23 protein-coding genes are annotated in these 24,759 nt (G+C 53.1%); 6 read left to right on the forward strand and 17 right to left on the reverse strand.

Annotated features, from left to right (window positions below; genetic code table 11):
- Positions 1–16: 16 nt before the first annotated feature.
- Complete coding sequence (locus tag KTT_RS25585) at positions 17–1,369, forward strand: universal stress protein (protein WP_126600127.1); 1,353 nt, start codon at positions 17–19, stop codon at positions 1,367–1,369.
- A gap of 816 nt (positions 1,370–2,185) precedes the next feature.
- Here KTT_RS25585 and KTT_RS25590 read toward each other — a convergent pair.
- Positions 2,186–3,106: a phosphotransferase enzyme family protein gene (locus KTT_RS25590; protein ID WP_268904565.1), complete on the reverse strand. Its 921-nt coding sequence runs from the start codon at positions 3,104–3,106 to the stop codon at positions 2,186–2,188.
- Between KTT_RS25590 and KTT_RS37245 the strand changes: the two genes are divergently transcribed.
- A complete protein-coding gene (locus KTT_RS37245; RefSeq protein ID WP_235845874.1) occupies positions 3,042–3,218 on the forward strand; it encodes a hypothetical protein in 177 nt (58 codons plus the stop codon). The two genes, KTT_RS25590 and KTT_RS37245, sit on opposite strands and share 65 nt — an antisense overlap.
- A gap of 436 nt (positions 3,219–3,654) precedes the next feature.
- On the opposite strand, the gene KTT_RS25595 is transcribed toward KTT_RS37245, so the two are convergent.
- From KTT_RS25595 to KTT_RS25620, 6 genes are all read right to left on the reverse strand, one after another.
- Positions 3,655–4,500, reverse strand: a complete 846-nt coding sequence (locus tag KTT_RS25595) for a DUF2705 family protein (RefSeq protein ID WP_126600131.1) — start codon at positions 4,498–4,500, stop codon at positions 3,655–3,657.
- Positions 4,466–5,422: an ABC transporter ATP-binding protein gene (locus KTT_RS25600; protein ID WP_160146136.1), complete on the reverse strand. Its 957-nt coding sequence runs from the start codon at positions 5,420–5,422 to the stop codon at positions 4,466–4,468. The genes KTT_RS25595 and KTT_RS25600 overlap by 35 nt, the downstream gene beginning before the upstream one ends.
- 579 nt (positions 5,423–6,001) lie before the next feature.
- On the reverse strand, positions 6,002–6,418 hold the full coding sequence (tsaA, locus tag KTT_RS25605; RefSeq protein WP_126600135.1) for a tRNA (N6-threonylcarbamoyladenosine(37)-N6)-methyltransferase TrmO: 417 nt from the start codon (positions 6,416–6,418) through the stop codon (positions 6,002–6,004).
- 11 nt (positions 6,419–6,429) lie between these two features.
- The gene (locus KTT_RS25610) at positions 6,430–6,843 is read right to left on the reverse strand and encodes a DoxX family protein (RefSeq protein WP_126600137.1); all 414 of its coding nucleotides are present in this window, start codon (positions 6,841–6,843) and stop codon (positions 6,430–6,432) included.
- 239 nt (positions 6,844–7,082) lie between these two features.
- Positions 7,083–7,880: an aminoglycoside adenylyltransferase domain-containing protein gene (locus tag KTT_RS25615; protein ID WP_126600139.1), complete on the reverse strand. Its 798-nt coding sequence runs from the start codon at positions 7,878–7,880 to the stop codon at positions 7,083–7,085.
- 123 nt (positions 7,881–8,003) lie between these two features.
- Complete coding sequence (locus KTT_RS25620) at positions 8,004–8,240, reverse strand: heavy-metal-associated domain-containing protein (protein ID WP_126600141.1); 237 nt, start codon at positions 8,238–8,240, stop codon at positions 8,004–8,006.
- A 358-nt stretch (positions 8,241–8,598) separates the two neighbouring features.
- On the opposite strand from KTT_RS25620, the gene KTT_RS25625 reads away from it, so the two are divergent.
- Positions 8,599–9,168 (forward strand): DUF1326 domain-containing protein, encoded by a 570-nt coding sequence (locus KTT_RS25625; protein WP_160146137.1) that lies wholly within the window; start codon positions 8,599–8,601, stop codon positions 9,166–9,168.
- A 92-nt stretch (positions 9,169–9,260) separates the two neighbouring features.
- Here the strand turns inward: KTT_RS25625 and KTT_RS25630 are convergent, their stop codons facing one another.
- Positions 9,261–9,836 carry a cysteine hydrolase family protein gene (locus tag KTT_RS25630; protein WP_126600145.1) on the reverse strand — a complete coding sequence of 192 codons (576 nt, stop codon included), beginning with the start codon at positions 9,834–9,836 and terminating at the stop codon, positions 9,261–9,263.
- 307 nt (positions 9,837–10,143) lie between these two features.
- Between KTT_RS25630 and KTT_RS25635 the strand changes: the two genes are divergently transcribed.
- Positions 10,144–11,019 carry an SDR family NAD(P)-dependent oxidoreductase gene (locus KTT_RS25635; RefSeq protein WP_126600147.1) on the forward strand — a complete coding sequence of 292 codons (876 nt, stop codon included), beginning with the start codon at positions 10,144–10,146 and terminating at the stop codon, positions 11,017–11,019.
- A 34-nt stretch (positions 11,020–11,053) separates the two neighbouring features.
- Here KTT_RS25635 and KTT_RS25640 read toward each other — a convergent pair whose 3' ends face one another.
- Entirely contained in the window at positions 11,054–12,556 is a 1,503-nt protein-coding gene (locus KTT_RS25640; protein WP_126600149.1) for a chitinase, read from the reverse strand.
- Positions 12,557–12,641: 85 nt separating this feature from the next.
- Entirely contained in the window at positions 12,642–14,900 is a 2,259-nt protein-coding gene (locus tag KTT_RS25645) for a glycosyl hydrolase family 18 protein (protein WP_126600151.1), read from the reverse strand.
- Positions 14,901–15,649: 749 nt separating this feature from the next.
- On the opposite strand from KTT_RS25645, the gene KTT_RS25650 reads away from it, so the two are divergent.
- On the forward strand, positions 15,650–16,762 hold the full coding sequence (locus KTT_RS25650; RefSeq protein ID WP_126600153.1) for a hypothetical protein: 1,113 nt from the start codon (positions 15,650–15,652) through the stop codon (positions 16,760–16,762).
- A gap of 186 nt (positions 16,763–16,948) precedes the next feature.
- Here KTT_RS25650 and KTT_RS25655 read toward each other — a convergent pair whose 3' ends face one another.
- Genes KTT_RS25655 through KTT_RS25665 form a run of 3 tightly spaced genes read right to left on the reverse strand, consistent with a single transcriptional unit; the run spans position 16,949 to position 19,786 of the window.
- Positions 16,949–18,211: a cytochrome P450 gene (locus tag KTT_RS25655; RefSeq protein WP_126600155.1), complete on the reverse strand. Its 1,263-nt coding sequence runs from the start codon at positions 18,209–18,211 to the stop codon at positions 16,949–16,951.
- A 38-nt stretch (positions 18,212–18,249) separates the two neighbouring features.
- The gene (locus tag KTT_RS25660; protein WP_126600158.1) at positions 18,250–19,566 is read right to left on the reverse strand and encodes an NAD(P)/FAD-dependent oxidoreductase; all 1,317 of its coding nucleotides are present in this window, start codon (positions 19,564–19,566) and stop codon (positions 18,250–18,252) included.
- On the reverse strand, positions 19,556–19,786 hold the full coding sequence (locus KTT_RS25665) for a ferredoxin (RefSeq protein WP_126600160.1): 231 nt from the start codon (positions 19,784–19,786) through the stop codon (positions 19,556–19,558). The genes KTT_RS25660 and KTT_RS25665 overlap by 11 nt, the downstream gene beginning before the upstream one ends.
- Before the next feature lie 207 nt (positions 19,787–19,993).
- Between KTT_RS25665 and KTT_RS25670 the strand changes: the two genes are divergently transcribed.
- Entirely contained in the window at positions 19,994–20,656 is a 663-nt protein-coding gene (locus tag KTT_RS25670; RefSeq protein ID WP_126600162.1) for a TetR/AcrR family transcriptional regulator, read from the forward strand.
- Between the two features lie 194 nt (positions 20,657–20,850).
- Here KTT_RS25670 and KTT_RS25675 read toward each other — a convergent pair whose 3' ends face one another.
- The 4 genes from KTT_RS25675 to KTT_RS25690 all read right to left on the reverse strand — a co-directional run bounded on the left by KTT_RS25675 (position 20,851) and on the right by KTT_RS25690 (position 24,686).
- Complete coding sequence (locus KTT_RS25675; protein WP_126600164.1) at positions 20,851–21,762, reverse strand: aminoglycoside phosphotransferase family protein; 912 nt, start codon at positions 21,760–21,762, stop codon at positions 20,851–20,853.
- Between the two features lie 385 nt (positions 21,763–22,147).
- Complete coding sequence (locus KTT_RS25680) at positions 22,148–22,399, reverse strand: hypothetical protein (protein ID WP_126600166.1); 252 nt, start codon at positions 22,397–22,399, stop codon at positions 22,148–22,150.
- A gap of 206 nt (positions 22,400–22,605) precedes the next feature.
- On the reverse strand, positions 22,606–24,135 hold the full coding sequence (locus KTT_RS25685; protein WP_126600168.1) for a PQQ-binding-like beta-propeller repeat protein: 1,530 nt from the start codon (positions 24,133–24,135) through the stop codon (positions 22,606–22,608).
- Positions 24,132–24,686, reverse strand: coding sequence for an RNA polymerase sigma factor (locus tag KTT_RS25690; protein ID WP_126600170.1), 555 nt, complete (start codon positions 24,684–24,686; stop codon positions 24,132–24,134). Before KTT_RS25690 ends, KTT_RS25685 begins: the two co-directional genes overlap by 4 nt.
- Positions 24,687–24,759 lie beyond the last annotated feature (73 nt).

Below are 24,759 nucleotides of genomic sequence, written 5' to 3' on the forward strand. Positions count from 1 at the left end.
GTAAGGAGGGTACACGATGCAGCTTTATGACAGACTCCAGATTTGTCTGCTCGCGGTCGCGAGCAGATATCCAGATGCCTTTGTGGAGATCAATAAAGATATAAGTAATGTACCGCGTCTGGAAACAGCATGCTGGAAACCGTTAGATTTGATTGATCTCCTCCAGAGTATCTCGCCCGACATGCTACAATCTATGGCCCTCTTAGAGATAGATGCACAAAAGAGCCACATCCATTTAACAGATTGCTCTTCAGATACACCAGCATTCCAGGTTTGTTGCCAAAGCAAACTTCCATCACACCGTGATGATAAGCAAGAACATCGGAAGACGACAACGGGAACCACTAGAAAGCCCTTTCAGCGCATTTTAGTTCCTTTGGACGGGTCCATCCGCTCAAAACGTGCACTTCCTATTGCTGCACGTATTGCTCGCATTTTCGGTGGATCGTTGGTTATCATGCAATCCATTATGCCTTCCCAAACAACAGCTCGCTATGCGACTGGAGTCACAGAGAAAGCTCGTGCAAGTGCAACCCATTACCTAGAGATGGTAAAGCAGTCGAAAGATCTGGCTGGCGTTCCCGTAACACCAGAAATATTCATTGGGCCGCCAGAAGAGATGATCTTTGCGGCTACGCGTCTGCATCAGAATGATCTAATCGTCATGTGCAGTAAAGGACAAACTGGCTTGAAACGCTGGGTACTGGGAAGTGTCGCTCAGAAAGTCGCACGTTCTAGTCCTATACCAGTGCTTGTCCTTCGAGATGATGATCATCTGCAACAACAAGAACGTTCCAAGACCCCCCAATCCATCCGTGTTATGGTCGCCCTTGACGGTTCTCAACTGGCAGAGGCCGCATTAGAGCCTGCCGCTTACTTGAGTACAGCATTGTCGGCACCGGCCAGAGGAGCATTGCATCTTATATATATCCTCCATCTCTCAGCGGCATTCGCATATGATCAAAATGCCAGTATGGCACAGGCCATACAACAAGAAACCTCATCAGTTATGGAGTACCTCCAGACTATCGAGAAACAGTTGCACGAAGGTCAATTGGCCTCGCTCAATTTACAGATCACAATCGCTCTCGACCATGACCTGGATAGTGCTGGGAAACTTCTACAGCTGGCCGAACAGGGAGAAGGAGCCAATGGTACCAACAGATGTGATGTGATTGCCCTGGCAACGCATGGAAGAAGCGGTCCGAAACGCTGGGTCATGGGCAGTGTCGCCGAACGCATTCTAAGCACAACACATCTTCCTACTCTTCTAGTAAGACCACAAAAAGCGAAGCAAACCAGTGAGACAGGCCAAATAGAGGGCAGCGAGCAAACATCTGAGATGCCATCCTGGGTCGGGCTCTTCTAGTACAGTATCCTGTTGCTCAATTAGATTAAATAGGCAGCATCAAGTTCACAGCGAAGCAAGAAGCGACGCTCTTCATCCCAGCGATTTATCAGTTGCAATACAGTTTATCGCGCTTCCACGTTTGATATAGGACCGCTGCCCGTGACGCAACAGACACGAGTTCGAGCTGCAATACAGTTTATCGCGCTTTCGCGACAATAAGTGGTAAATAAGGTGAAGAGTGATCACTCAGCGGGAAGCGTGAGCAGCTCAAGCATTGACTGTTTGAGAAGCTGCTCCTTCTCTCGCCTCATTCAGCACTGTTTTGTCAATTGGTAGGCACAGGAGAAGGATGATCCGCAGAACTGTTGCTCAGATGCCATTCAAGAGGGAGGAAAGAGCGTATCCAGCGTCTTTTCTAGCCCGAAATCGTGTTGCAGTTCCCGGTCCGCATAGCTATCAACAAGCTCCTGGGCATTTTCACGGGTGTGGACGTGAAGCCTCCGCACAAAACCGTCAGACGGTGGTCACCTGACATGATGTTGTACCGGTAACCGGGGATACGGGAGATGCAACGTATGTGACTGTCTGAAGTCCCGGAATTTCGACCGGTTCGGTCCTGTAGCGCCGACAACGCGACGGCGGCCTCGTCCCGGCAGCTCGCCTGGGCCGGTTTCCAGCCGCCAAGCCGTACCCAACCGCCAGCTACGGTGGGCCGCGGTTCGTATTCAGAGGCATCACCTCACTTGGTTGGACCAATACGAACCGGTGTCCCACAGGCCTGGGCCATCGCTGGCCCGGGCCGAGAGAAATCAGTCCCCGAGCGCAGCCGCCGGACTACGACGACAGTTCAGCGCGGCGCGACCACCAGGCCTCGGCGGCGGTCATTGCGCTCTCGGCCTCGTGGATGTTGTTGCCGACGAGTCCTGCGGTGGCGGCCCAGTGCAAGGGTATAAGAGCCAGAGCCCCGGGGAGCCAACGGTGCTCGTCACGAGTCAGCGGTTCCGGAGCCGTGCTTTCGTAGGCGTCGAGCAGTCGTCGCGGATCGAGCCATTCGCCGCTCTGTGCACCGGGGTTCAGGCTGGTGGCGATGCCGGGAAAGTCGCGCATCAGGCTCAGAGCGCCCGCGATGTCGTACAGCCGCTCCCTGACCCTCACAAAATCCAGGTCCAGGGTGACCCATGAGCCGTCTGACAGTTCGACCGCGTTGCCCAGGCGGTAGTCACCGTGAATCGGCGCGAATGGCAGTTCGACACCCTTCCGGAGCTCGGACAGCTCGCCAGTCAGTTGGCGCATCCGACGCACGACCGGCTCGCTACGGGGTCCGAGCCGGCGGCGTGTGAAGCCGACCGAGTAACGCAGTTGGCCGAATGTCTTGTGGTCGTCGAGAGGTTCGGGCGGACTGGGCTCCCAGACTGCTTTGAGCGCCGCGTGAAGACGTCCAAGCTCCTCGAATAGGCGGACGTAGGAGTCCTGGGTCGCCGGCGGCTTCACGTGACCGATGAACTCCTCAAGCTCAGCCCAACGATCAGCGACCCTCACGAGGTCGGAGCCGAACATCTGAATCGGCCGAGCGACTCGGACTTGGGTGCGCTGGAGCCGCTCGCGCAGGCGTCGCAGTCCAGCCACTCGGCCGCGCGTTACCCACGGCCTATGAATCCGGAGGACAACCGGCGGCTCAGCGTCTATCCGTATGTTGAGATTGAACCCACCGCCGATGTCTGCCCACCTGGCCCCGCGCGCGACGCGGGCGATCAAGGCCGAGACGGCCGGATCATCGGGGCTGGCTCTAGGTCCGAACCAGCGCGGCAAGGGAGGGGGAGAGGTCGAAGCTTCGATTCCGGTCATGGCAATGGCCCACCTTCATTAATGAACAGTTCTTGGAAAGAAGTATACCAGATGGAGAGCGCTTTTCTCAGGGACAGATGTAACAGTGCTCATGCTTCACGCTGAGTGATCACTCCTCTCCTCAAAACCTGACCACTCTTCGCCTTATTTACCAAAAAGCGCAAGGTGGTCCTTAAAATTTGATTGATCAGCTTCAAACATCTTTTTGCTGAATGCATCTACAACAAGCTTGGCTGCATTCTCAATATCGTACGGTCGCGATCCCATAGGCTTGATATGGAAATAGATACGAAATGCCCACTTTAGAGGCCGCCTTCATTTTATGCGTAGGTGCACCAGCGGGCGCGAATGCGCCCGCTGGTGCACCTACGCATAAAATGAAGGCGGCCGCGCTAGCGGACGCCCGTGCGAGGGCGCTCAGACATACCTGTAAAAAGTGTGTCTGGCACATCCACATTTTAATCGGTAAAGTTCTGCCGTAAAAAGCGCCAGATGGTGATGCCCACAAGAACGGCAACATAGAGCGCGATCATAGCACTGGCAAGCGCGGGTGATAGGTAGGGAATCTGCAAAGGAGACGCGGGAGCCGCACTCACCTTCGTGGCTTCCCGTAGCGATGCCTCCAATCCCATTGGCAGGTACTGCGCGACGTAAATCCAGGTACCGCCTGCCAGTATAAATGTTGTATGGAGCACCGACTCAACCAGAAGGATGAAGGCCAGCCCAACACCAATCGCCAGAATCGATGAGCGGCTGATGATGGTCAGCATAAAAGCCAGGGCAACATAGGGCAGCAAAGCATAATCGGTAATCAGGAAGTTGATTACCAGCGTCTTCAAATTCTCCCCATCTACCGCTAATGAGCCGTGCAGCAGCAGCGTCAGGATCGCGGTGAGGATACCGGATACCAGGATCGATGCAATCACCATCGTTAGCACCAGCAATACGTTAACGATGCATTTGGCTTCGATCAAAACCAGGCGGGATACGCCACGGCTTAGCCAGAGGTGAAAGGTGCGCCAGGAATATTCCCTGGCTGTAATGACGGCCACGATAATCGTCAGTAAGATACCACCCATTGAATGGGACGCGGCAAATTGCGGCGATTGCACCAGCCCCATTGGCCAGCTCAGGGAACGTGTTAGCACTTCACCGCCACCACTATTGGGAGGCAGTAGTTGTGCGAGAACATATTGACCACAATCGATAAGCGCGATAATCAGCGTTAAAATTCCCAGCTCAATCCATAAGATCGGTCGGCCGAAGACCTTATCTTTCTCTAACTGCAGCGTTCTCCACAGCATGCGTCTCAGCTCCTTTTTCCGCCTCTTGCGCGAATTGTAAAAACACATTTTCCAGGTTGTTCTGAATCGGGAATACCTCTGATGGCGTCAGGCTATGGGCAACCAGGTGCTCGATAATCTTTTCGGCCGTCACCGACTGCACATCAACATATGGGCCATTTACATGCAGATAGCGCTGACTCTCCACCAGTTCTCCCAGCAACTGCACAGCTTTCTGTTGATCTCTGGTCTTGATACGTGTAACATGCTCGGTCTTCAGCAGATCTTCGACCTTTCCTTCAGCCACCACCAGACCCTTACGCACGATCGCTACCCGGTTGCAGATCAACTGCATTTCGTGCAGCAGGTGGCTGCTAATAAAGATGGTCACTCCCTGTTTAGCCAGGCTCTGTAGCAGCAGGCGTATCTCATGCATGCCAACGGGATCCATGCCATTGGTTGGCTCGTCGAGGATCAACAGATCGGGCTGCCCGAGCAGTGCCAGGGCCAGCCCCAACCGCTGTTTCATACCCGTTGAAAATTGCTTGACGGGCCGGTTGTTAACATCACTGAGGCCCACCATCGTCAGCACCTGATCAATGCGCTGTTCCGGGACCTCTGGATACAGTCGGTGCAGCATCTGCATATTGCGCCGTGCCGAATATGCCATCATCATGGACGGTGAACCCATCAAGGTCCCTACGCGTCGCAGACCGGCATTATGCATTGGAGTAATCTGCTCACCAAAAATTTCAATGGTCCCACCAGTCGGATAGATCAAACCCAGCATCATGCCGATGGTGGTCGTCTTTCCTGACCCATTAGGGCCCAGAAAACCATAAATTTCACCACTTCTCACCTGCAAGGAAATGTCTTCGACAGCATGCACCGTGCGATAATACTTCTTTGCGTGCGAAACGTTTATGACGACATCGCTGCCCAAATTTTTCTCCTTATAATTAATAGCTCTCTTCTGGCTCTATCACTGCTTTTATGAGATTTACTCAGCACATTTATAAACGTCGAAGCATCTTATTTCTAACATTCATTAATTTACATATTGAGCGCACTTTAGGTCTACTAATTATTAGTAGATATTACGCAACAGAATTCTTCTATCATACCTCTATGCGACAGGCCCATATTTAGCAACCCCACAAAGCAATAAGGCTCTCTATAATGCAAACGCAACCTGGCGCACTAAATACAAAACCTGATCATCCTCCTCTACGAAAGAGGTCCTCCATATGTTCACGACTCCTGCTCAAAGCCCTGAGAACGTGTCAGACTCTCATGCTGATGGCCTGCGGCCTGCATGGGTTTTCGCACCTCCGGTGCTCAGCATTCCGTTGTGTGTTCGTGCCTGGGGCGCGCTGATGCGCGCCCCAGGCACGAACACACAAAACAGGGCGGCCGCGTAGCGGCCGCCCGTGCGAGGGTGCTCACGCGCTCCCAACATGATAGGAGTCTGACACGCTCTGACAGATAAAAAAAGAGCCGCGACCCCTCTGGGTCGCGGTCGCTATGCGTCTATTGTGTGTGATAGCACCGGCTTGATATCTACAACCGGCGTGCCATCGATGGCCTCGATCGGCCCGACCTTCAACCTGTGGCCAGCTATCTCACGCACTGTTACCCTGTGCAGACCCAGCGGATTTGGCCTGTCGGGCGAGCGTGTGGCGAAGACGCCTGTCAGTGGTATCTCCGGATTGCCGCGCGGATGGACCTTGAGTGTGTCGCGTCGGGACCGATGAAACCAGCTGATAATAATTAATTCATCACCCACCGCGATCCTATCCAACCCCTCGCCGAACTCGTCATTGACGATCAGCCACGCGTCCGGTGCTCCTTCCCGGCCCTGTTTGGGCGCGCCCTCACGCCGCTTCAGCGACGATTGCAGGAAACCAATGGGATGCAGTACATAATCAATATCTGCCATAAGTTCTTTCCCTAGTGCTCTTTACGAGCAGTGAAAAGCGCTCGTACGCGCTCGTCGCGCAGGTAGAGCCCACCCCAGATCAATATACCAATGTAGACAGGGAAAAGCGTGGTGCTGAACAGAGGATCTCCAAGGCGCAGGTGAGCAGAGATCGCTCCGCCCAGGTAACCCGTCAACAGGATCGCTCCCAGAACTGAGGTAGCTGGAAATACATAAACAGCCAGGCATACAAGCTCCATAACGCCGAGGACAAGAGCGAGGTTCACCGGATATCCGAGTTGGTTTAGCGAGTCTACGACAGGGGAGATCTGCACCACGTGGGTAATGCCGTCAAAGAGTAGAAACAGCGCCGCCAGCGCTGACAAAACACGACCAATCCATAATGAAGTCTTTGAAACCGAAGTTGTCGGGGTAGCCACTTGCATGTCTTTTTCTCCTTCAAGTAATCTGGATGAGGTGCGATCACAGGTGGTAAAAGGCTCCTTCACCGTGGAGCAAAAAGTTCAAGGCAACGTTCGCGATACATCTTTAGCTATTGTTTTTCTCTCTGTTTTTCTATTCTGTTTCGCGAACAAAAAAGCGGAAATAAAATGGCTTTCTATTCCGCTCTTTCCCTGCAGTTTTTATCCCCCCACACATTCATCTACAACATTGGCCGGCTACCTCATTTTTTCCACACCTCCTCTTGCCACACCTGCTCTACACGCCGTTGGATCATATCCAGCAATCGCCTGACCCTGGCTGCATCCAGCTTTTCGTCAGTGGTCCCAGCGTGTAAGGCCAGAGCTTGCCGAAGTAGACCGCCCTCGTCCACACGTGTTGTAGCCCATGCTACCGCATCCTTCTTCGATCGTACCTGATTCTCCTCCACAAAGCACCATCCCCGACATGCGTTGAGGACGCTTGCATAGCCGGTTTCGTCATAGTCCGTATACCAGCGCAGCGATATCAGAACGGCCTCAATCAGCCATGCCCGTGGAATAACCCCAAACAGATTCTGGGGCGGAGGACCAAAAAGAGCGATGCCATGCTCGCGCGCGATCGCTCGATCAAAGAAAAACCAGTGGGGCGATTCATCCTTCGCATCATAGGTAACATGCAAAGGCATCTGCGGGCCGGAGTTGAGATTAAGCTCAAAGCCGACTGTGGAAGTGGATGCCGCGATCGCGTCTTTCTGATAAATAACAAGCTCGCATCCACGCGTTGGACACGGGAGCGCGGGATGCGCCAGCAGGGCGGCGAGTTGCTCCTTCTCTTCCTGCCGCAGGTGCCGCGCGCAGACCCCCTGGATATCGAGATCGCTCCTGCCAGGAACAAACCCTCCTAACGCGGCAGATCCAACCAGATAGACACCCAATAAGCCCTCCTGCAGATAGCTATGCAGCACCTGTACCACCTGCGAAGCATAAGACTGCACATCCATCGGCAGCGCTTGCAAACGTGTGTCTTGCTTGCCCGTCATATATCGCCTCCCAGAGAATCCTGTTCATATCCGGCTCACCAGAATAGCAACCCTGTATCGCCGTTACCTTCATATCCTATATGAGGCTTGACTATACATGTACCGCATACGCTCTGTCAAATATTACCTTGTACCACGCTCTTGCAAGATCTCCACAATAGGATATTTCGCCTGCGCCAGAGCTTGCTCGACCTCTTCAAAGTTGAGTCGATCCGACTCATAGCGTACCGTGACCGTTTTAGCCGCAAGATCAACCTGCACTATCTCTAGACCGTGAAAAGATTGAAGAATCTTCGTTATCTTGCTCACGCACCCGTTACAATTCATACGCCCCATTTTTAAGTAAGCATCCTGTATCATCCTGACCTCCTTACACTACATAGCCCGAACAACTACTAGTTTTCTATAAGCATTACAGGCGCATTTCATAAAACATACTTTACATGCTTCAGATACAAAAATAAAACCTTAAGAAAAAAAATACATACTTATCCCTATAGAATCATGGTAACTAATTTAGACTGTGTAAGGATCTGAAATACAGTAACTGATAGATCAATTAATAACACAACCAACGCTAATAAGCTAAATTCATTTTAAACTTTTTATGTTATACTAAATATGATGATGAGTTGGTGTGACAGGGGCGCGAATGCACCCCTGTCACACCAACTCAAAAAACCAGCCAGGCGAGACCTTACTATTGAGGAGAGTTATCATGGCTACAGTGATGCAAAAAAGCTATCTCGTAAAAGGGGCTGTCTTTGGGGCGCGCGGCGATTCCTGTACGTGTGACCCCTGCGATTGCAATCCATGTAGGTGTGGCGATAGTGTCAGGGGCGATCAGCCGAATTATCCCTTCTGGCGCGTGAGCGGCTTTCATATCGAGGCCGGCCTTATTCAAGGCATCGATGTATCTCATCTTACCATTTTAAGTCTGACCCAACCGGTCGTTGAGGGAGAAAATGATCGCTGGCAGGAGGTTATCCTGGTGGATAGCGCCGCCTCGATGCTCCAGGTCGTTGCGCTGCTCAACGTCTTTGAACATCAATTGGATAGTGTTCCGGCCGAGGTCGCGCCGCTTCCGCAGACCTCGCGTGCGGTGTATCGCGCCCACCTATCCTATCACATGTCCCCCGACAACAAACTAACGCTGGACGCGACCTTCAGCCCCGATCCGCAATCCCTGGTCTGCAGCCCCGATGGACAGGCCAGCCAACAGGCGAGAGCCTGGAACTATCAGGGATTGATGGCCCTGCGCGACACATTCACGTACCAGAAAGATTAGCTCTGGATTCTTTTATAGATTGATGCATGGGGTGCCATTAGAGCAACCCATGCATCAATCTATAAAAGAAGTACGGCTGTATGCCAGTTCCTTTATTTCTCAACGTCCAGCGTTGCCGCCCAGTCTTTAGCCTGTGTGACCTCCGCCTGCCGTGGAAAGACTTTGGATAGCAGAACGCGATGAACCTCTTCATCGCTATCCAGACAACAGTCGGCCAGGACGGTCAACTGGTAATCTTTATCCGCCGCTTCCCTGAGCGTCGATAAGACGACTCCACTGGTCGCGATGCCGCATAGCACCAGGTGCGAGATGTTCTGCGCCCTCAACACCACCTCTAAATCGCTCCCGCTAAACGCGCTGACGCGACGCTTGGTAATCACTACATCCGTCGGCTGCGGGGCGATAGCCTGGGGAAGTTCCGTCGAAAAGGCAACCATTGACGAGGCAGCTTGCCTGCGAGCAGAGAACATCTTATTTCTAGAACTGACCTCGGGATATCCCGGCCGAAAGCCCACAACCACATAGATAACGGGAATCGATGCGGCACGAGCCGTCGCAATAGCTATATTTGTACGCTCAAGAATATCGCTTGACTGTGCGTATCGATCAACAATCCCCGCCTGCATATCCATTACTAACAGGGCCGCGTTTGCTTGCGTATCAGACATCGATTGATGGTTTCCTTTCTGTTTCTCCTGAAATTTATTATATACTGTAATAGTTGCTATTGTCATAAGAATATATCTTATCACCTGCAGCTTGCATAAGCTTGCACATCTGCAGTGCTGCGTGTCAACTTTATATTAACGCATGGGGACGCGCGAATGCGCGTCCCCATGCGTTAATATAAAAAACCAGCGCGGCCGCGCAGCGGACGCGCGTGCGGGGGCGCTCACGTGCCCCAGAGTGCTAAGAAGAAGATCTATTCTAAGTGAAATACTCTATACGGAACAATAGAAAGCAGGGATGTTAATAATGATCGATACAGGATTAGCGGGCAAGGTAGCCTTAATCACCGGTGGTAACCACGGCATCGGCGCCGCTACGGCCAGAGCGTTAGCGCGCGAGGGCGCGTCCGTACTGATCAATTATCTCCGTATGCCTGCACTGGGATCACCCGCCCCATCGGACGATGCATCATCACCCGGACTCGCCTTCTACAATAGCCGACGTGCCCAGGACGCGGACGAGGTTGTTAGGAATCTTCGTGAGCAGGGAGGACGCGCGCAGGCGATTGAGGCCGATCTGTCCAATCCCACCACCATCCCCTGGCTCTTTGAGCAGGCTGAATACCTGTTTGGACCCGTTGATGTGCTGGTGAATAACGCGGATTACTGCCAGGCTGATACGTTCATCCCTAAAGGCTATCCGGGCTCGGCCGATCTTACGCCAGGCGGCTATCCGCTGTCTGCATTGAGCGCGGAAAGCCACGATCGCCACTTCGCGATCAATAGTCGGGCCGTGGCGCTGATGATGGCGGAGTTCGCCCGGCGACGCATCACCAAAGATCTACGCGATGGACGCATTATCAATCTCAGTACCGATGCCGCCTCGGGTTTTGGGCAGAATACATCCTATGGAGCAAGTAAGTTCGCTATGGAATCCTATTCTCGGGCGGCCGCCCATGAACTGGGACCATACGGCATTACCGTCAATATTGTGTCGCCAGGACCCACTCAGACAGGTTGGATCACGCCTGCCATGGAGCAGGCACTGTCTGAGCAGACCCCATTGCGACGCGTTGGTCAACCTGAGGACCTGGCCGATGTGATCGTCTTTCTCGCCTCCCAGCAAGCCCGCTGGCTCACCGGACAGATTCTGTATGTCGGCGGCGGCCATCGCATGTTGTAACAGCCGCCGCCTATGGACCATCTCCTATGGCAGGTTACGGCAAGGTCGCCAGGTGCGCGCCAACGGTATGCGCGAAGTTATACCCGTTTGACGCATCCCAGTTGATCGACCATGTCATCGCTCCCCGAATGGTTGGGTAGGTCGTTGATGGCCTGAACGAGCCACAGTTCGTACCCGTTGCCAGGCAATCCAGAGCATTATTCACCACCGATGGCGAGACATATCCTCCGCCCGCAGCCGAACTGCTCGCGGGAACGCCAATCCCAACCTGGTCGGCCCTCAACCCTCCCTGCAGTTGAATGCAGGCCAGGGCCGTCAGGAAGTCCTCGCTCCCTTCGGAATAAACCCTGCCATCGCAGCCGTTCATGCTGCCAGAATTGTAGTACTGCATGTTGACGACGGTCAGGATATCCTTGATCTGTAAGGCCAGCTGGAAGTAGGCACTACCCGTGGATTGCATGTCGATCGTCTGCGGCGCCAGCGTAATAATGAGATTCGAACCTACCAGCGTAGAGAGCTGCCGCAGGGCGCTACCCATATAGGTCGGGTTGATGCCGTTCTCCAGATCGATGTCGACCCCATCAAAACCATAGGTCTTGATCAACTGGTAGACGCTATTGGCGAAGTTGCTGGCCGAGGTCGCGTCGCCGACACTGATGGTTCCGTTCTGCCCGCCAACGGAAATGATGACCTTCTTGCCCTGTGCGTGCAACGTCGCGATGTCGCTGGTAAATTGCGCCGCGCTATAGCCTCCCAGGGCGGAGGAAAGACCAGAATCGATGCTAAAGGTAACGCCACCAGGGGTGGAGGGATCAGCATTGGCGAAGGCCACCGCGATCAGGTTATATTGTGCATCGACCCCGCTCAGCCTGAGAGGAGTCGCGCCATTGGTAAAGTCCTGCCAGTAGCCGGTTAAGATATGCTCGGGCAACCCTCCTCCGCAGGCGGTACAGGGCGTGGGGGTCGCTGTTGGAAGCACCGTTGGCGTAGGCGTCGGGGTACTGGTGGCCGTTGGCGATGGGGTGGGCGTTGGCGTCCCATTTCCACCGGGACCCGCCAGGCTGATGTCGTCTACGTAACCACTATTCTGCGCGTACCAGTCATGAACGTAGATCGTGATGCTGCTGGTACTGCTTCCAGTCGTGAATGAATAGGAGAGCTGTGTATAGCTTGAACTGTTCGTCCAGTTGCTGCCATAGCCGTTGACGCCCAGGTACATATACGATCCATCCACATACGCGCTGAGCGTGTATGCCGTACCAGGCAGAACACTGATGGTCTGCGTACACTGTCCCGTGGTCGAGTTGCTCGGGTTGAGCTGTAAGGCATAAGCACCGCTATGTACTGGGCTGTTCACCACAGTATCACCGGGATCACAGCTCCAACCGCTGAGGTTCCCTGTCTCAAAGCCTCCATTGGTCACCAGGTTGTTGGCCGCTACGGCCACACCCACCGACCTGTTGAAGAAGAGCAGTAGCACCATACCGCTCAAGACGCACAGCGCAACGCTGATCTGTGCCAGTTTGCTGCGAAACATTCTTGCGCTCCTTGCAATATGTTCAACACGAATTCAACCAAACAGGCGACCGGTCGGAGAACCACCGTCCTCCGACCGCGCGCCATCAGCTTAAAGAGACATCGTCAACGTAGACGTTCCCCTGGAGATACCAGCCGTGTACAAAGATCGTGATACTGGTCGTACTGGCAGTAGTCGTGAATGAATAACTCAGCAATCCATAGCTGCTCGCATTCATCCAGTTACTGGAGTAACCGTTGACACCCAGGTAGACATAGTTTCCCTGCACGTACGCTTTCAATGTATACGCATGGTTGGGCTGGACATTGATCGTCTGCGTGCATTGACCGGTGGTCGAATTCGAGGGCGTCAACTGCAAGGCATAGCTCCCACTGTACACAGGACTACTCACGACTGTATCCCCTGGATCACAACTCCAACTACTGAGATTCCCCGTCTCGAATCCTCCATTTGTCACCAGGTTGCCTGGCGTAGGTGTAGGAGTAGGTGTCGGATTGGGAGTTGGTGTGGGCGTCGGATTCGGCGTCGGCGTCGGTGTAGGATTGGGAGTAGGTGTCGGATTCGGAGTTGGCGTCGGCGTCGGATTCGGGGTTGGCGTCGGCGTAGGGATAGTTCCCCCTGCCAGGCCGTTGGCGACGGCGTTCAGTAATGTGTCAGCAGGATCATTGGCGTCCAGGGAAAAGAGCATCGCGCCGCCGAGGTTGTGGGACTTGATGTAATCGGTCTTTGCGGCGATCGATTGCGGGGTGTCGCCCGTGTAGAAGTTGGTGCCATCGTAGATCCAGCTGGCCTGGGTAGTGGAATCAAAGAAGTTGTCGCTGGTGTTGCTGGTCAGACCTGCGGCGGCCAGTTCTTTGTAGTCGGCGATTCCTGCCTGCTGGCTGGTGGGAAATGAGGGCGATGGCCCGGTCGCGCTTTGATAGAGACCGTGGTTGCTGCCAGCGGCGACGCCAGTCCAGCCGCGATAGTAGAGCGGGAAGCCCATCACCAGCTTGCCAGATGGGAATCCGCCGGGGATACCATAGGCTGCCGAGCCCGTTGTCCAATCTTTGATCGCGCTATCAATGTTATATTTCTCGCTGCCAGGCGCTATCGGCTGGGATGGATCGTTGGGCGAGGCGTACAGGGGATCCTGAAAGTTCGTGGGACCGGTGCTCTCAAATCCTCCATGCATGTCATAGGTCATCACATCCGCGTAATCGAGATACTTGCCTACCTGGTCGGTCTGGATGTACGCGATCTTATCCTGCCCGGAAGGTACCGCCGCCGTCAGTTGGAAATGCTTGCCGATACTGCTACCATAGGAGTCCAACTCCGTACGGAACTCCTGGAGCAGCAAGGTGTAGTTGGCACTATCCTGGGCGCTATAGTGATTGCCGATATGCCCCTGGGTCCCGGGATACTCCCAGTCGATATCAAAACCGTCAAAGATACCCGCGGCGGATGCGTTCCCTCCGGAGGGATCACCGCTGATTCCCGTGGGCAGGTTGCCTTTGAGGAACATCGAGATACACGAACTGACGAACTTCTGCCGTGAGGCTGACGTGGCGGCTACATCGGAAAAATACTTGGAGTAGGTCCAGCCCCCCAGCGAGAGCAACAGTTTCAGATTGGGATACTTTACCTTGAGCTCGCGCAACTGGTTGAAGTTTCCCTTTATTGGCTGGCTATACGAATCAGAGCTCCCATCTACGGAATTGGAGCTATAACTCTTCTGATAATCGGCAAACGCGTCACCGGCACCATCACCCGCGTTGGGGTCACTTTCGTTGCTGGAGTCAGATGCCTTGATGGTTTCAAAACACGTCAGGTTGACTGGATCGATGTTTTCAAAGTCGTAGATAATAGCGGTGAGCTTAGAGGCGGCTCCTGACGTGTCAACGGTTGAGGGATAATAACTGTTGCCATAGATGCCCCATTGATCAAAATAGGCGATATTCTGATACGGGCTACTCCCTGCCGCCTGGGTCGCGGCGCTGACCGCCGAACTTTGCGCCGAGACGTTTCCGTCTTTGTCATATGCCTGCACAGTAAAGGTATAGCTGGTTGAGGGCCGCAGCGAACTGATCGTGACCGCTGTCCCCATAGAGGTCGCGACGATCTGTGAACCATTAAAAACATAGTAGGCCGCGACATCCCCCGTCCCCGAATTATCGGTGGAGGCGGACCAGCTGAGGGTAATTGATTGTGATCCGCTAAAGACAACATTAACATTGGTAGGCGTAGAGATAGTGGAAGCGTCCGCTGCTCCATGCGCAATTGAGGGAACATAGAATACAGTGGCAAGCAACAAGAGCAGGAATAGACCCACTCTTCCTGGCTGCCACAACTTTGCATTTGTCATAAGGTGCTCCTTGCGTTCATCCGATAAGCAGTCCATGCTAAAATGATCGCCTGAAACCGATTGACTTGAAAAACAGCTGTGCGCCCGACTCACATCAGGATTTATAATCTATAGCGATCATGTTCCTCCTTTCATGTTGCAAGTACATCTAGTTGTTAGAACAACAAAATGACTTACGTTTTATCTGCCGCTTCCATTAAAGAGATGGTGCTCGAAAACAAAAGCTTTTCCAGAAAAAGCCCTTTACGTATCATATGCCCCTGATGAAAGTGTACCCAAGCCTGGTGTATATGTCAATATGTATATACCAGTAGCTGCCGGGCTTGCTCCGGCTTTCCCATACGCGCCGGACTGGCCTCGGCTTGCGCACCTATCCTAAAAGTCCTCCTTTCCCTACCCCCATTAGTCCTTTTGGGTATACGAATGTTACAAAGCTGTTATCATACAGTTGAGCATAAAAAGTGCAAAGGATTTCTCTCCTTGCGCAGTGGCTCAGATTGTGAGCTACATCACATATATAAATGGAAATATATTGTATGCTATGGTTAAAAAATAGCGTTATTTTTTATAGGCGGGAAACAAAAAATAGCGAGACAATTTTATATTGATGCACTTATTTATGGAAATGGTCTGACTAAAGTTGATGCAAGTTCTATCAGTTTTTATTTTTTCGGATTCTCGTTGGCCTTCTTATTTAGACATGGGTACGCAGAGAACCCACCAGTATTTCAAAGGAAAACAGTCAGTCGATGCGTAGTAGACTATCATTACCACAAAAAATATTTCAGCAGAAAGGGCCGCTCAATCTACGAGATCAGAATTGGAGAGCGAGTAGATTACTCATTGTATGTGTCTTATCTTTGCTATTGGTGATCGTTGCCACAAGTGTCTTTCTGGCATATGTGTTTCCATCAAGTAAGGCAACAACCGATCAGTCGGGCGAGACATTTACGATGGCGCCCAAACCAACACAACCCACTCCGACTCCGACGCCGGCATTTGATCCTAATCTCAATGCGATTCTGCCTACCCATCGTATCGTCGCGTTCTACGCGATACCTGGCGCCGCCGCCACAGGTCCCGCTTACCAGTTAAGCGCTGACATGCTGGCACACTTGAAGGCGCAGGGGGCAGAATATGAGCGTCTTGATCCGTCCCATCCTGTCCAGTTAGGGATCGATCTGGTCGTAAGTATCCCTGATGGCTTTCCCGGACCAGACAATACCTACAGCCATCACCTCGATAGCGACACCATTCAGCAGTATATTGATTTTTGTAAAACTAACAATTTACTGCTTTTCCTTGACCTGAACTTTGGCTGGTCACCGGTTATGCCAGAGGTCAATTATTTTCTCCCCTACCTGGAAAAATATAGCTTTGTCCATATGGCCGTCGATCCCGAGTGGATGTTTCCCCGTCATGATGGCATCCCCGGCACGAATCTCAGCAATGTGCGGGCCTCTGATCTCAATCCAATCATTGAGGCGGTAGCGGCCATTCCGATGAAATACCATGTGCCGCGTAAGATTCTCGTTATCCATCAGTATCGCCCCAGCGGCGATGGCACGGCAACACCAAATGACGCGGGCAAGGCGGAGATCGCGGATAAGCGCGACATCATTATTGACCCGCGGGTGGATACCGTCATCCACGTCGATAGCGTCGGGGGCTATCCCGGTGATCATGGCGATAAGATGCGCCAGTATCACGAGTGGGTACACGACGATTTGCAGGCCTATCACAATTTCGATTACGGTGGCTTCAAATTGTTCTATAACATCGAATCCAAAACCAGCGTTATGACACCAGCGGAGGTGCTCTCTATGCAGCCTGCTCCCCTGGTCGTCACCTACGGCAACTGATCGTTCGATTTCTAAGATATGATCTTTAATGAATAAAGCCGGTAAAAAGCGGAGAGATGCAGGAGGGGCGCTCAGCCCCTCCTGCCGGGGTTTGGGCGAGCATGCTGGGGGCATGCTCAAGTCCCCAAAATCCCCTCCTCTTAAAACAGCAGGGTGATGTGCGACATCGCACATCACCCTGCTGTTTTAATTTACTAATCCTTTGAAGTTTATGAGAAGGTGGCGGGGGCCGCGCAGGGCGGCGTTATCTCTATAGGGAGGAGGATCAACCGCGAGCGTCGGTTCGATCAGGCGGCGACTGAGCTCCCTGAGGGCGATATGAGCTTCGATACGTGCCAGAGGCGCGCCAACGCAATAGTGGATACCACTACCAAAGCCCAGATGCTCGTTGCCCTGGCGATCGGCAATAAACTCTTCGGGATCCTTAAAACGCGTTCCATCGTGGCTGCCGGAGGCCAGCACTAGAACGATGGTAGCTCCTTTGGGGATAGTCACTCCGGCGATATCGATGTCGGTCAGCGCGGTACGCGTGCGGAAATGTACCGGCGGATCATAGCGCAACAGTTCCTCGACATAGGTGATCACCAGGTCGGGATCCTCACGCAGCTGCTGTAAGAGCTCTGGAGAACGCACCATGGCCAGCGTGCCATTGGTGATCAGGTTGACGGTCGTCTCGTGTCCAGCGATCAAGAGCAGGACGGCAGTGCTGATCAGTTCGCGTGGCGTCATCGGACCTTCGACGTCGTCGGTGCGCATCATGCCCGAGAGCATGTTATCACCGGGATTGGTCTTGAGCCTCTCCAACAATTGAGTCATGTATGCGCGGATTTGCTGGCCGGCATCCATAATCTGCTTCTGCTGCTCTTCGGTCTGTATCTGGCCTGGGTCCAGGACGGTAGCCAGTAATTCGGCCCAGGCGTGGAAGCGCGCCTCATCCTCACGTGGTACACCCAGCAGCTGACAGATAACCGTTACCGGCAACGGATAGGCCAGATCATCGACGATGTCAATCTGGCCACCCTGTGTATGTCTGTCCAGGTGCTCTTTGACGATCTGCTCGATGTGCAAGGTCATACTCTCTATGCGCTCGGGCGTAAACTGGCTCATCACGATACGCCGCAGGCGGTCATGGTTGGGGGGATCTTGAAAGATGAATGGAGGCTCAACCTCTTCTTGCTCTGGCACAGGCTGGCCCTGAGCAATCATCTGGGCTCGCTTCTGCTCCATCTGTTCCATTGCCCGTTTCTGAGCGTCGGATTTGCGCATGTCGGAGCTCACACGAGGATCGTGGAGCAAGAAGACGATCTCATTATACGTGCTGACGACATAGCTACCATCCTCCTGCACGGCCACGGGAGTATCGCGGAATTGCTCGTAGAGTGGATAGGGATTAGCTATATGCGAGTGGTCCAGGATCTCTTTAAAGTTTATCTTTGACTTTTGTACCATGGTTGTCTATCTGTCCTTTCGTCTGTGCCGATACTACTTCAGGCGTGCCGGGTAGCTACCGGGAAACCAGCTTGCCGGGACTGCATATCCTCTGGCTGGTCGGCGGCTGCTAGTTGGGGTGGATAGCTGGCCCCGGCATCGATCAGCGCACTGTAAGCATCCAGCCAGCGTCCCTGATCAAAGCTCACAGCTCCGATAAGGCGTCCCTTACGTCCATACACGGCAACGAAGCGATAGCGTTCCACTGAACCTTGCGTGATCATGACTTCATCACCCAGATTCGGCAGGCCAACCGATTTGATGTTGACGCCAAACTGGCTCGACCAGAACATCGGGATGTGCCGGTAGACCCGATAGTCATCCATCTCGCTGAGCATGTTGTGCGCCGCGTTCTCCGCCTGGTCAACGGCATTGCCCCAGTGTTCAACGGCGATAACATCCTCTTCGTAGAGATGCTGCGGCCAACGCGCTACGTCTCCGGCGGTAAAGATGCCTGGACTGGGCCGGCCCTGCGCATCCAATACCCTGCAATAAACATCACAGACAACCCCACGCTCATCCACAGTCAAGCCGGAATCCATCAACCATTCGGTATTATGCAAAGCGCCCAGGGCGACAATCGCAACATCCACGTCCATCACGCTCCCATCAGTCAGACGGGCGCGACGCAGACGTCCCTCTTCGTCTCCCTCAAACGCGGCCACCGTCATGTTGGTGCGCAGATCCACACCACGCTGGCGCTGTAAACGGGCTACGATCTCTCCAATGCTGCTCCCCAGCGCTCCATATAGCGGCGTCGGACCTCGCTCTATCAGCGTAACGTCTATTCCCAGTTCGCGACAGACGCCAGCGGCTTCGCAACCGATAAAGCCTCCTCCGGCGATCAGGACACGGCCGGGCTTGCGCTCCAGGCGCGCCCGCAGCTTTTGCGCGTCATCGCGGTCACGGATCAAAAATACGCCATCCAGTTTACCTCCATGCTCCTCGGGCCAGGGACGAGCCCGGGTGCCGGTGGTGATTAACAATTGGTCGAAAGGCAGCGTTTCACCGTTGCTTAACGCGACCCGGCGCTGCTTAACGTCCAGCGAGGTAGCGGCGACTCCTAAGATCCAGCGTGCACGCACATCCTCAAACAGGGCCAGCGATGTATGCTCTACCGGAAGACGGCCAGCCAGAACCTGCTTGGAGAGGGGCGGGCGGTCATATGGCGCGTATGGCTCGTCACCTACAATCGTAAGCTGACCCGCGAAGCCATTGCGACGCAGTGCCTCGGCGGCGCGCAGTCCTGCCAGCGAGGCACCGACAATCACGATCCGTTCGTCTTTGCGCCTTCCCTGTGCGCGATCACTCCCCATGAGCTTTCGACCTCTCTTCTTGCTCCTCAAATGACTCACCAATATAGATAGCCTGCACAGGACACGCCTTTGCAGCACGAATTATCTGCAGACGGCGCTCATCGCTGGGAGATGGATCATATTCCAATGCCTCTTCTCCATGCAACTGGAACACCTTCGGGTCCGCGAAACAACACTGCCCATACCCCTGACAACGATTAAGGTCAACAGTGATTTTCATCGCTCGTTATCCTTTCTATCTCAAAATGGTTCTCATAGCATTCATATTCTACCACGAAATATGAGTTAATTACTCACATTTTCGTTTATGGATAAACGATTCTTGTCACTGATAGGATACAAAGAGGGGAACACGTAGATAGATGTGTGCTATACTTGGCATGTTTACATTGTGGAGAGCCAGTAAGTAGAAGATTGTGGGGAGCAGATGGACCAGGAGCAGATACAAACAGAGGCCGCAGAAGTACAGGAAACGCATTTTCGTCGTCAGCCACAGCAGATTCGGGGACAGCAGCGCGTAGCGGCGATTCTGGATGCCGCCGAGCAGCTCTTTGCTGAAATCGGCTATCAGGCCACCAGCACTAACGCCATCGCCCAGCGCGCCAACACATCGATTGGGTCTCTCTATCAGTTTTTCCCCAACAAAAAAGCGATACTACAGGCCGTGGTGGCTCGCTATCACCAGCAGTATCGCGACCTGATCCAAAATATCCTGACCGATGATTTTTTCTTTCAATCGCTCTCAGATGCCTTCGACAGCCTGATTAGCGCACTCATCACCTTGCATGCCAGCCACGGGGGAATACGTGCCTTCTTGATCGGCGCCAGCGCATCCAGCGAATTCGCCACCGAGGCCCAGCAGATCCACCAGGAGCTTTTTGCGCGCCTGGATGATCTACTGGCGGCCCGCGTCCCTCAGTTGCCTAACGCTGAGCGCGCCCTCACCCTGCGCATCCTCTACACCACCACCCAGACACTTCTCGAGCTATCCGAAACCGTCCCTTCCCACGAGCAATCCACGGTCCTCAGCGCCCTCAAAACCATGCTCATCAGCTACCTCTCCCCCATCTTCTCGCCAGAGAGTATCTAACTCTTATAATCAAAACCTACCTGTATTTTCGCACCTGCAATACTCAACAGCTCATAGCATGTTGGTGCAACAGGGGCGCGGATGCGCCCCTGTTGCACCAACATAAAAAACAAATGCGGCCGCGCACGCGGACGCCCATGCGGGGGCGTGGATGTTCCCCAACACAACGAGAGTAAGCGCCCCCTAAAAGAGGCTCACCTGATCGAATTCAACAAGTTCACGAAGTAAAGCCCTTCGTATTCCAGTTGGCCCCTATCTTCCACGCTCCAGACCACCGATAGCACGGCCTGGGCAAAGGCCCAGTTGTAGATGCGCTCCCGATCAAAACCCAGTTCCTCGGACATCTGATCAATACGCCGCCTCGTCAACGCCCTGGGATCAGGATTAGACAGGATGTCGGGCCAGAAGTTCCGCAATATAGCCCCCGTCTCATAGACGCGCTCGCCAATTACCCCCTTCGGATCAACGGCGCGCCAGCCTTCGTACTCGTCCAGCAGGATGTTGTCGTGGTGCAGGTCACCGTGAAGCAAGACCTGCTCTCCCATTGAGGCGCTCAGCTCCTCATACAGCTTCTCGGCCCGGTCGAAATCAACCGCCGGGATCGGACCCGTTCCACCGTTATATTGCTGACGCAACTCGGCGAAGGACTTTCCCCAATCTATGATGGTTGGAAAAGGATAGTGTTGCTCGGGCAACGAACGCCAGAGCTTGCGCATCACTTCTGTAGCGGCCGTTATCACCGCTTCGTCGTTCTCGACCACCCGCAAGGAGGTACCGGGGGCGAGGAGTTCCATCAGCATCACCTCATTGGCTTCATCGTAGGCCAGCATCTTCACAGCGCCATATCCGTCAAAATGACGCAGCGCCTCCGGCTGAATGGGAAATTCATCGGTCAGCCCCGTCTTCAACATCACCTTCCTCCCATCCACACCCACCGCTGGCGCGACATAGTTAAAAGAAAGATTCTGTACCGGCTCGCCAATCTTTATGCTCCAGCGCTCCTCATAGGATGCCAGCCTCTCCGGTAACTGATCCAACCAGACACGCCCCTCCTCCCCAAATTGCTTGATCATAAATTGCGCAAAATTATCAGGAATAGTAAACAAAATTCGTTTTCTCCTCTGGTATCAATATATTTCACAATCCGCCGTAGGTGCCGGGCTTGCCCCGGCTTGCGAAGCAACCACGTCCCCGGACGCCCACGTCCCACCAATTAAAGGTATTGGTCATATGTGGATATACCAGAGAAGATAATGGAGGAGCACGGATAGAGGTAGATAGATGCGCACGTATAATCCACGCAAATATGCAACAGAAAACCCTCTCAATAGCAACTGGACTACTGAGCAGCGATCGGATATATAGATGCCGGGTTACATGTCAGCGTCAATAATGAGCGAACATTGCACGTTTCCTTTTAACTGCTATCATTCGCATACTAGAGTAGTATAACGTGCTAACGACAAAATATACAAGAGGCCTCGATTCTTCCTAGTGTCTCTTCTTCTTTTCAGCGGCCTCCATGGTAACTTCTTCGGAGACACGCTTCAGTTGCGCCTCCGTATCTCCCAGCTTCAATGGACCACTTTTTTGCCGCGCCTGCTGTAAGGCATCTTGTCGAGTGCGCAGCCGTTCTCGTTCCTCTGCCAGCCTGGCCCTTCGCTCTTCCTCATACAGTTCCGGCTTCATGCTCACCTGTGGCATCGTTAGCGCCCGCCAACCTCTGGATACAAATCGAAACATGAGCAGTCTCCTTTCTTGAGGCTACACACATTAATAGCTAACCCTTATATTACTACGCTACGAGGTGGTCAACGTTTTACCCTGGTTGTATTGTAGCTAGCTTCTAAGACTATACGAATAACAGTAGGGTGCATACGAGAGTCTTCGTATGCACCCTACTGTTAGAAAATGGGGACTCAACAAATATTTTCCCTTCTCATCAGGCGCTAATGTTGGAAGCTCACTCGCCAGATCGGTTTACACGTAGATGAGAATGCGGTGAAGTTATAGGTTAAAGTACCCTTTGCCCCGTCTCCACTCAGGTTCATATACACAAATGTGCCATCCGGCTGTATAATTACAGACCAGATCATGAGCCCTATCATGCTATCTCCTTGCTGCTGGGAATCTGGATACTGTCCTTTTATCGTGCCATGCTGCAGGTCTAGCGTGACCAGTCCCTTGATTTGTTGTACCTGGGTATTGTCGCTTTGCAGAACATAGTCTCCTAACTTCAGCAGTAAGGTATTTGCGTTGACGATAGACATTTCAAAGACACTGGCCGTGAGATTTTGCTGCCAGATCTCCCGTTGCTGGCGAACATTATAGGCGTGTAGCACACTGGTATCTGACGCGCTATAGTACACAACATCATTCTGTAAATGAGCTATGTAATAGACGCGGGTGCCTGCGGGCAATGTCCACAGTACGTTGCCCGTCTTCACATCAAAAGCTTTCATACTCTCTAATAAGGGGACCTGACTTGTAGTAAGATCTAGCAGCATGATTCCATGAGACACCTGTATGTTTGATATGGCTGCATCTGGATTTGTGCTGAGCTGCCTTTTCCATTGTAGCCGTCCATTACTCAGATCGATAGCCGCCAGTTCTGCTTTTGCGGATATATACAGGATGTTCTGGTCATGATAGGTAGAAAATTGAGAAGTAAATGGTAGGGTATAGGTGTGCAGGATATGGCCGTTTTCTGGCTGCAGCTCATACAGGCTTCCTCGCGTGGTTATCGCATATACGCTGCCATTCGCCACAAGAGGTCCACCGGTCAGGGTATCAGGCATGAATTGTGCCCAACGCGTGCGACCTGTGGTGGCGTCAAATGCGTACACAATTTCCTCGTGGGTAGCATACACCGTGTCTCCATCGATAGCAATCATGGGGGAGTTCGATTCAGAGGCTGGCATATCATAAAACCAGACAGGATTTTTTTGCCTGGGATCAATATGTATGATCGTCCTGTCGTTGAGAATGGTGTAAGCACCCGGTGGGGTTGCCTTTTTTACCACTGCAGGCGTAGCGGTCGGTCGAGCACTGGATGAATTTTTTATATGCCCATTGTTCCATGCGAAAATGGCTACCATGCTACCTATGATCATGATGGCGACCAGGAGCGATACCGTTCTGACCAGGCGTTTTCTTCCTGAGCGGTCTGCCTTTTGTCGTCTCGCTGGTTGGGCTACCGTCTTCATCGTCTCTTGTTCAGAAACGTCGTTCCCCTGTCGCTTCTGTGTGGTCATGCTACGGGCTTCATAAGCTGCGGCCAGGCGGGCCCGGGTCTGGACCAGTTTACGCGCGTCTTCCTGCTCAAGATGATGCAGCTCATGCATCAGGCGCACATTCAAGTCGTCTTGCACGTCGCCCTCGTCTGCGACGGCTTTCCAACGCGGATTTGGCTGGCTGGCAAGGTAGGCAATCTGTTCGTCAATTGTTTCTGGTGAAAACAATTCATCTGAGGGTCTCATTGTTGCGCTCCTTCCTGCTGCCGATACATGCCGCGTAGATAGTTGATGGCGCGCGATAATAGGACGCGTACCAGGCCATCGCTTTTATTGAGCCGCTGCGCGATCTCTTTTGTGCGCAGACCATGTCCAAAACGAAGGTGCACAATCTCTTGCTGCAGTTCTGAAAGCCGGGAAATATTTTCTCGTAACATGGCATGCTCTTCATTGCGAAGGGTGATATGCTCGGGCATGCGTTCATCATCTTCAAAGAGAAGGGGAGCGGATGGCCCTACATCAATGGATACCGATTGATAGCGTGTATGGCGCCGATAGTGATCGACGCCTTTATTATGGGCTACACGCCGCAGCCAGGCCAGTTGCTCTTCTTGTGACAAGTTCAGCCAGGTGGCGCTCTCCATGGCCGCGATAAATACTTCCAGTACCAGGTCGTGCGCATCCTCTTGCGATTGTGCAAATCGTGATACCACACGCAAAATAATATGCGCATAACGATCGTAGAGGAGCGCCACTGGTGAGGCATCGAATGACGATTTATGATCTATCTGATGCATCTCATTCCTCACATTTTACTTCTGCTTATGTATCGTTGGTACTGGCAAAAATGCTAACAGTTGTTCAACATAA

Source organism: Dictyobacter aurantiacus (assembly GCF_003967515.1).
GTDB classification, from domain to species: Bacteria; Chloroflexota; Ktedonobacteria; order Ktedonobacterales; family Ktedonobacteraceae; genus Dictyobacter; species Dictyobacter aurantiacus.

Coding starts and splice junctions, on each gene's coding strand:
- KTT_RS25660 (WP_126600158.1), bottom strand. CDS start 19,566: ATGGGGAGTGATCGCGCACAGGGAAGGCGCAAAGACGAACGGATCGTG.
- KTT_RS25650 (WP_126600153.1), top strand. CDS start 15,650: ATGCGTAGTAGACTATCATTACCACAAAAAATATTTCAGCAGAAAGGG.
- KTT_RS25585 (WP_126600127.1), top strand. CDS start 17: ATGCAGCTTTATGACAGACTCCAGATTTGTCTGCTCGCGGTCGCGAGC.
- KTT_RS25685 (WP_126600168.1), bottom strand. CDS start 24,135: ATGAGACCCTCAGATGAATTGTTTTCACCAGAAACAATTGACGAACAG.
- KTT_RS25655 (WP_126600155.1), bottom strand. CDS start 18,211: ATGGTACAAAAGTCAAAGATAAACTTTAAAGAGATCCTGGACCACTCG.
- KTT_RS25645 (WP_126600151.1), bottom strand. CDS start 14,900: ATGACAAATGCAAAGTTGTGGCAGCCAGGAAGAGTGGGTCTATTCCTG.
- KTT_RS25690 (WP_126600170.1), bottom strand. CDS start 24,686: ATGCATCAGATAGATCATAAATCGTCATTCGATGCCTCACCAGTGGCG.
- KTT_RS25625 (WP_160146137.1), top strand. CDS start 8,599: ATGGCTACAGTGATGCAAAAAAGCTATCTCGTAAAAGGGGCTGTCTTT.
- KTT_RS25640 (WP_126600149.1), bottom strand. CDS start 12,556: ATGTTTCGCAGCAAACTGGCACAGATCAGCGTTGCGCTGTGCGTCTTG.
- KTT_RS25610 (WP_126600137.1), bottom strand. CDS start 6,843: ATGCAAGTGGCTACCCCGACAACTTCGGTTTCAAAGACTTCATTATGG.
- KTT_RS25620 (WP_126600141.1), bottom strand. CDS start 8,240: ATGATACAGGATGCTTACTTAAAAATGGGGCGTATGAATTGTAACGGG.
- KTT_RS25635 (WP_126600147.1), top strand. CDS start 10,144: ATGATCGATACAGGATTAGCGGGCAAGGTAGCCTTAATCACCGGTGGT.
- KTT_RS25665 (WP_126600160.1), bottom strand. CDS start 19,786: ATGAAAATCACTGTTGACCTTAATCGTTGTCAGGGGTATGGGCAGTGT.
- KTT_RS25615 (WP_126600139.1), bottom strand. CDS start 7,880: ATGACGGGCAAGCAAGACACACGTTTGCAAGCGCTGCCGATGGATGTG.
- tsaA (WP_126600135.1), bottom strand. CDS start 6,418: ATGGCAGATATTGATTATGTACTGCATCCCATTGGTTTCCTGCAATCG.
- KTT_RS25680 (WP_126600166.1), bottom strand. CDS start 22,399: ATGTTTCGATTTGTATCCAGAGGTTGGCGGGCGCTAACGATGCCACAG.
- KTT_RS25595 (WP_126600131.1), bottom strand. CDS start 4,500: ATGCTGTGGAGAACGCTGCAGTTAGAGAAAGATAAGGTCTTCGGCCGA.
- KTT_RS25670 (WP_126600162.1), top strand. CDS start 19,994: ATGGACCAGGAGCAGATACAAACAGAGGCCGCAGAAGTACAGGAAACG.
- KTT_RS37245 (WP_235845874.1), top strand. CDS start 3,042: ATGTTGAGATTGAACCCACCGCCGATGTCTGCCCACCTGGCCCCGCGC.
- KTT_RS25630 (WP_126600145.1), bottom strand. CDS start 9,836: ATGTCTGATACGCAAGCAAACGCGGCCCTGTTAGTAATGGATATGCAG.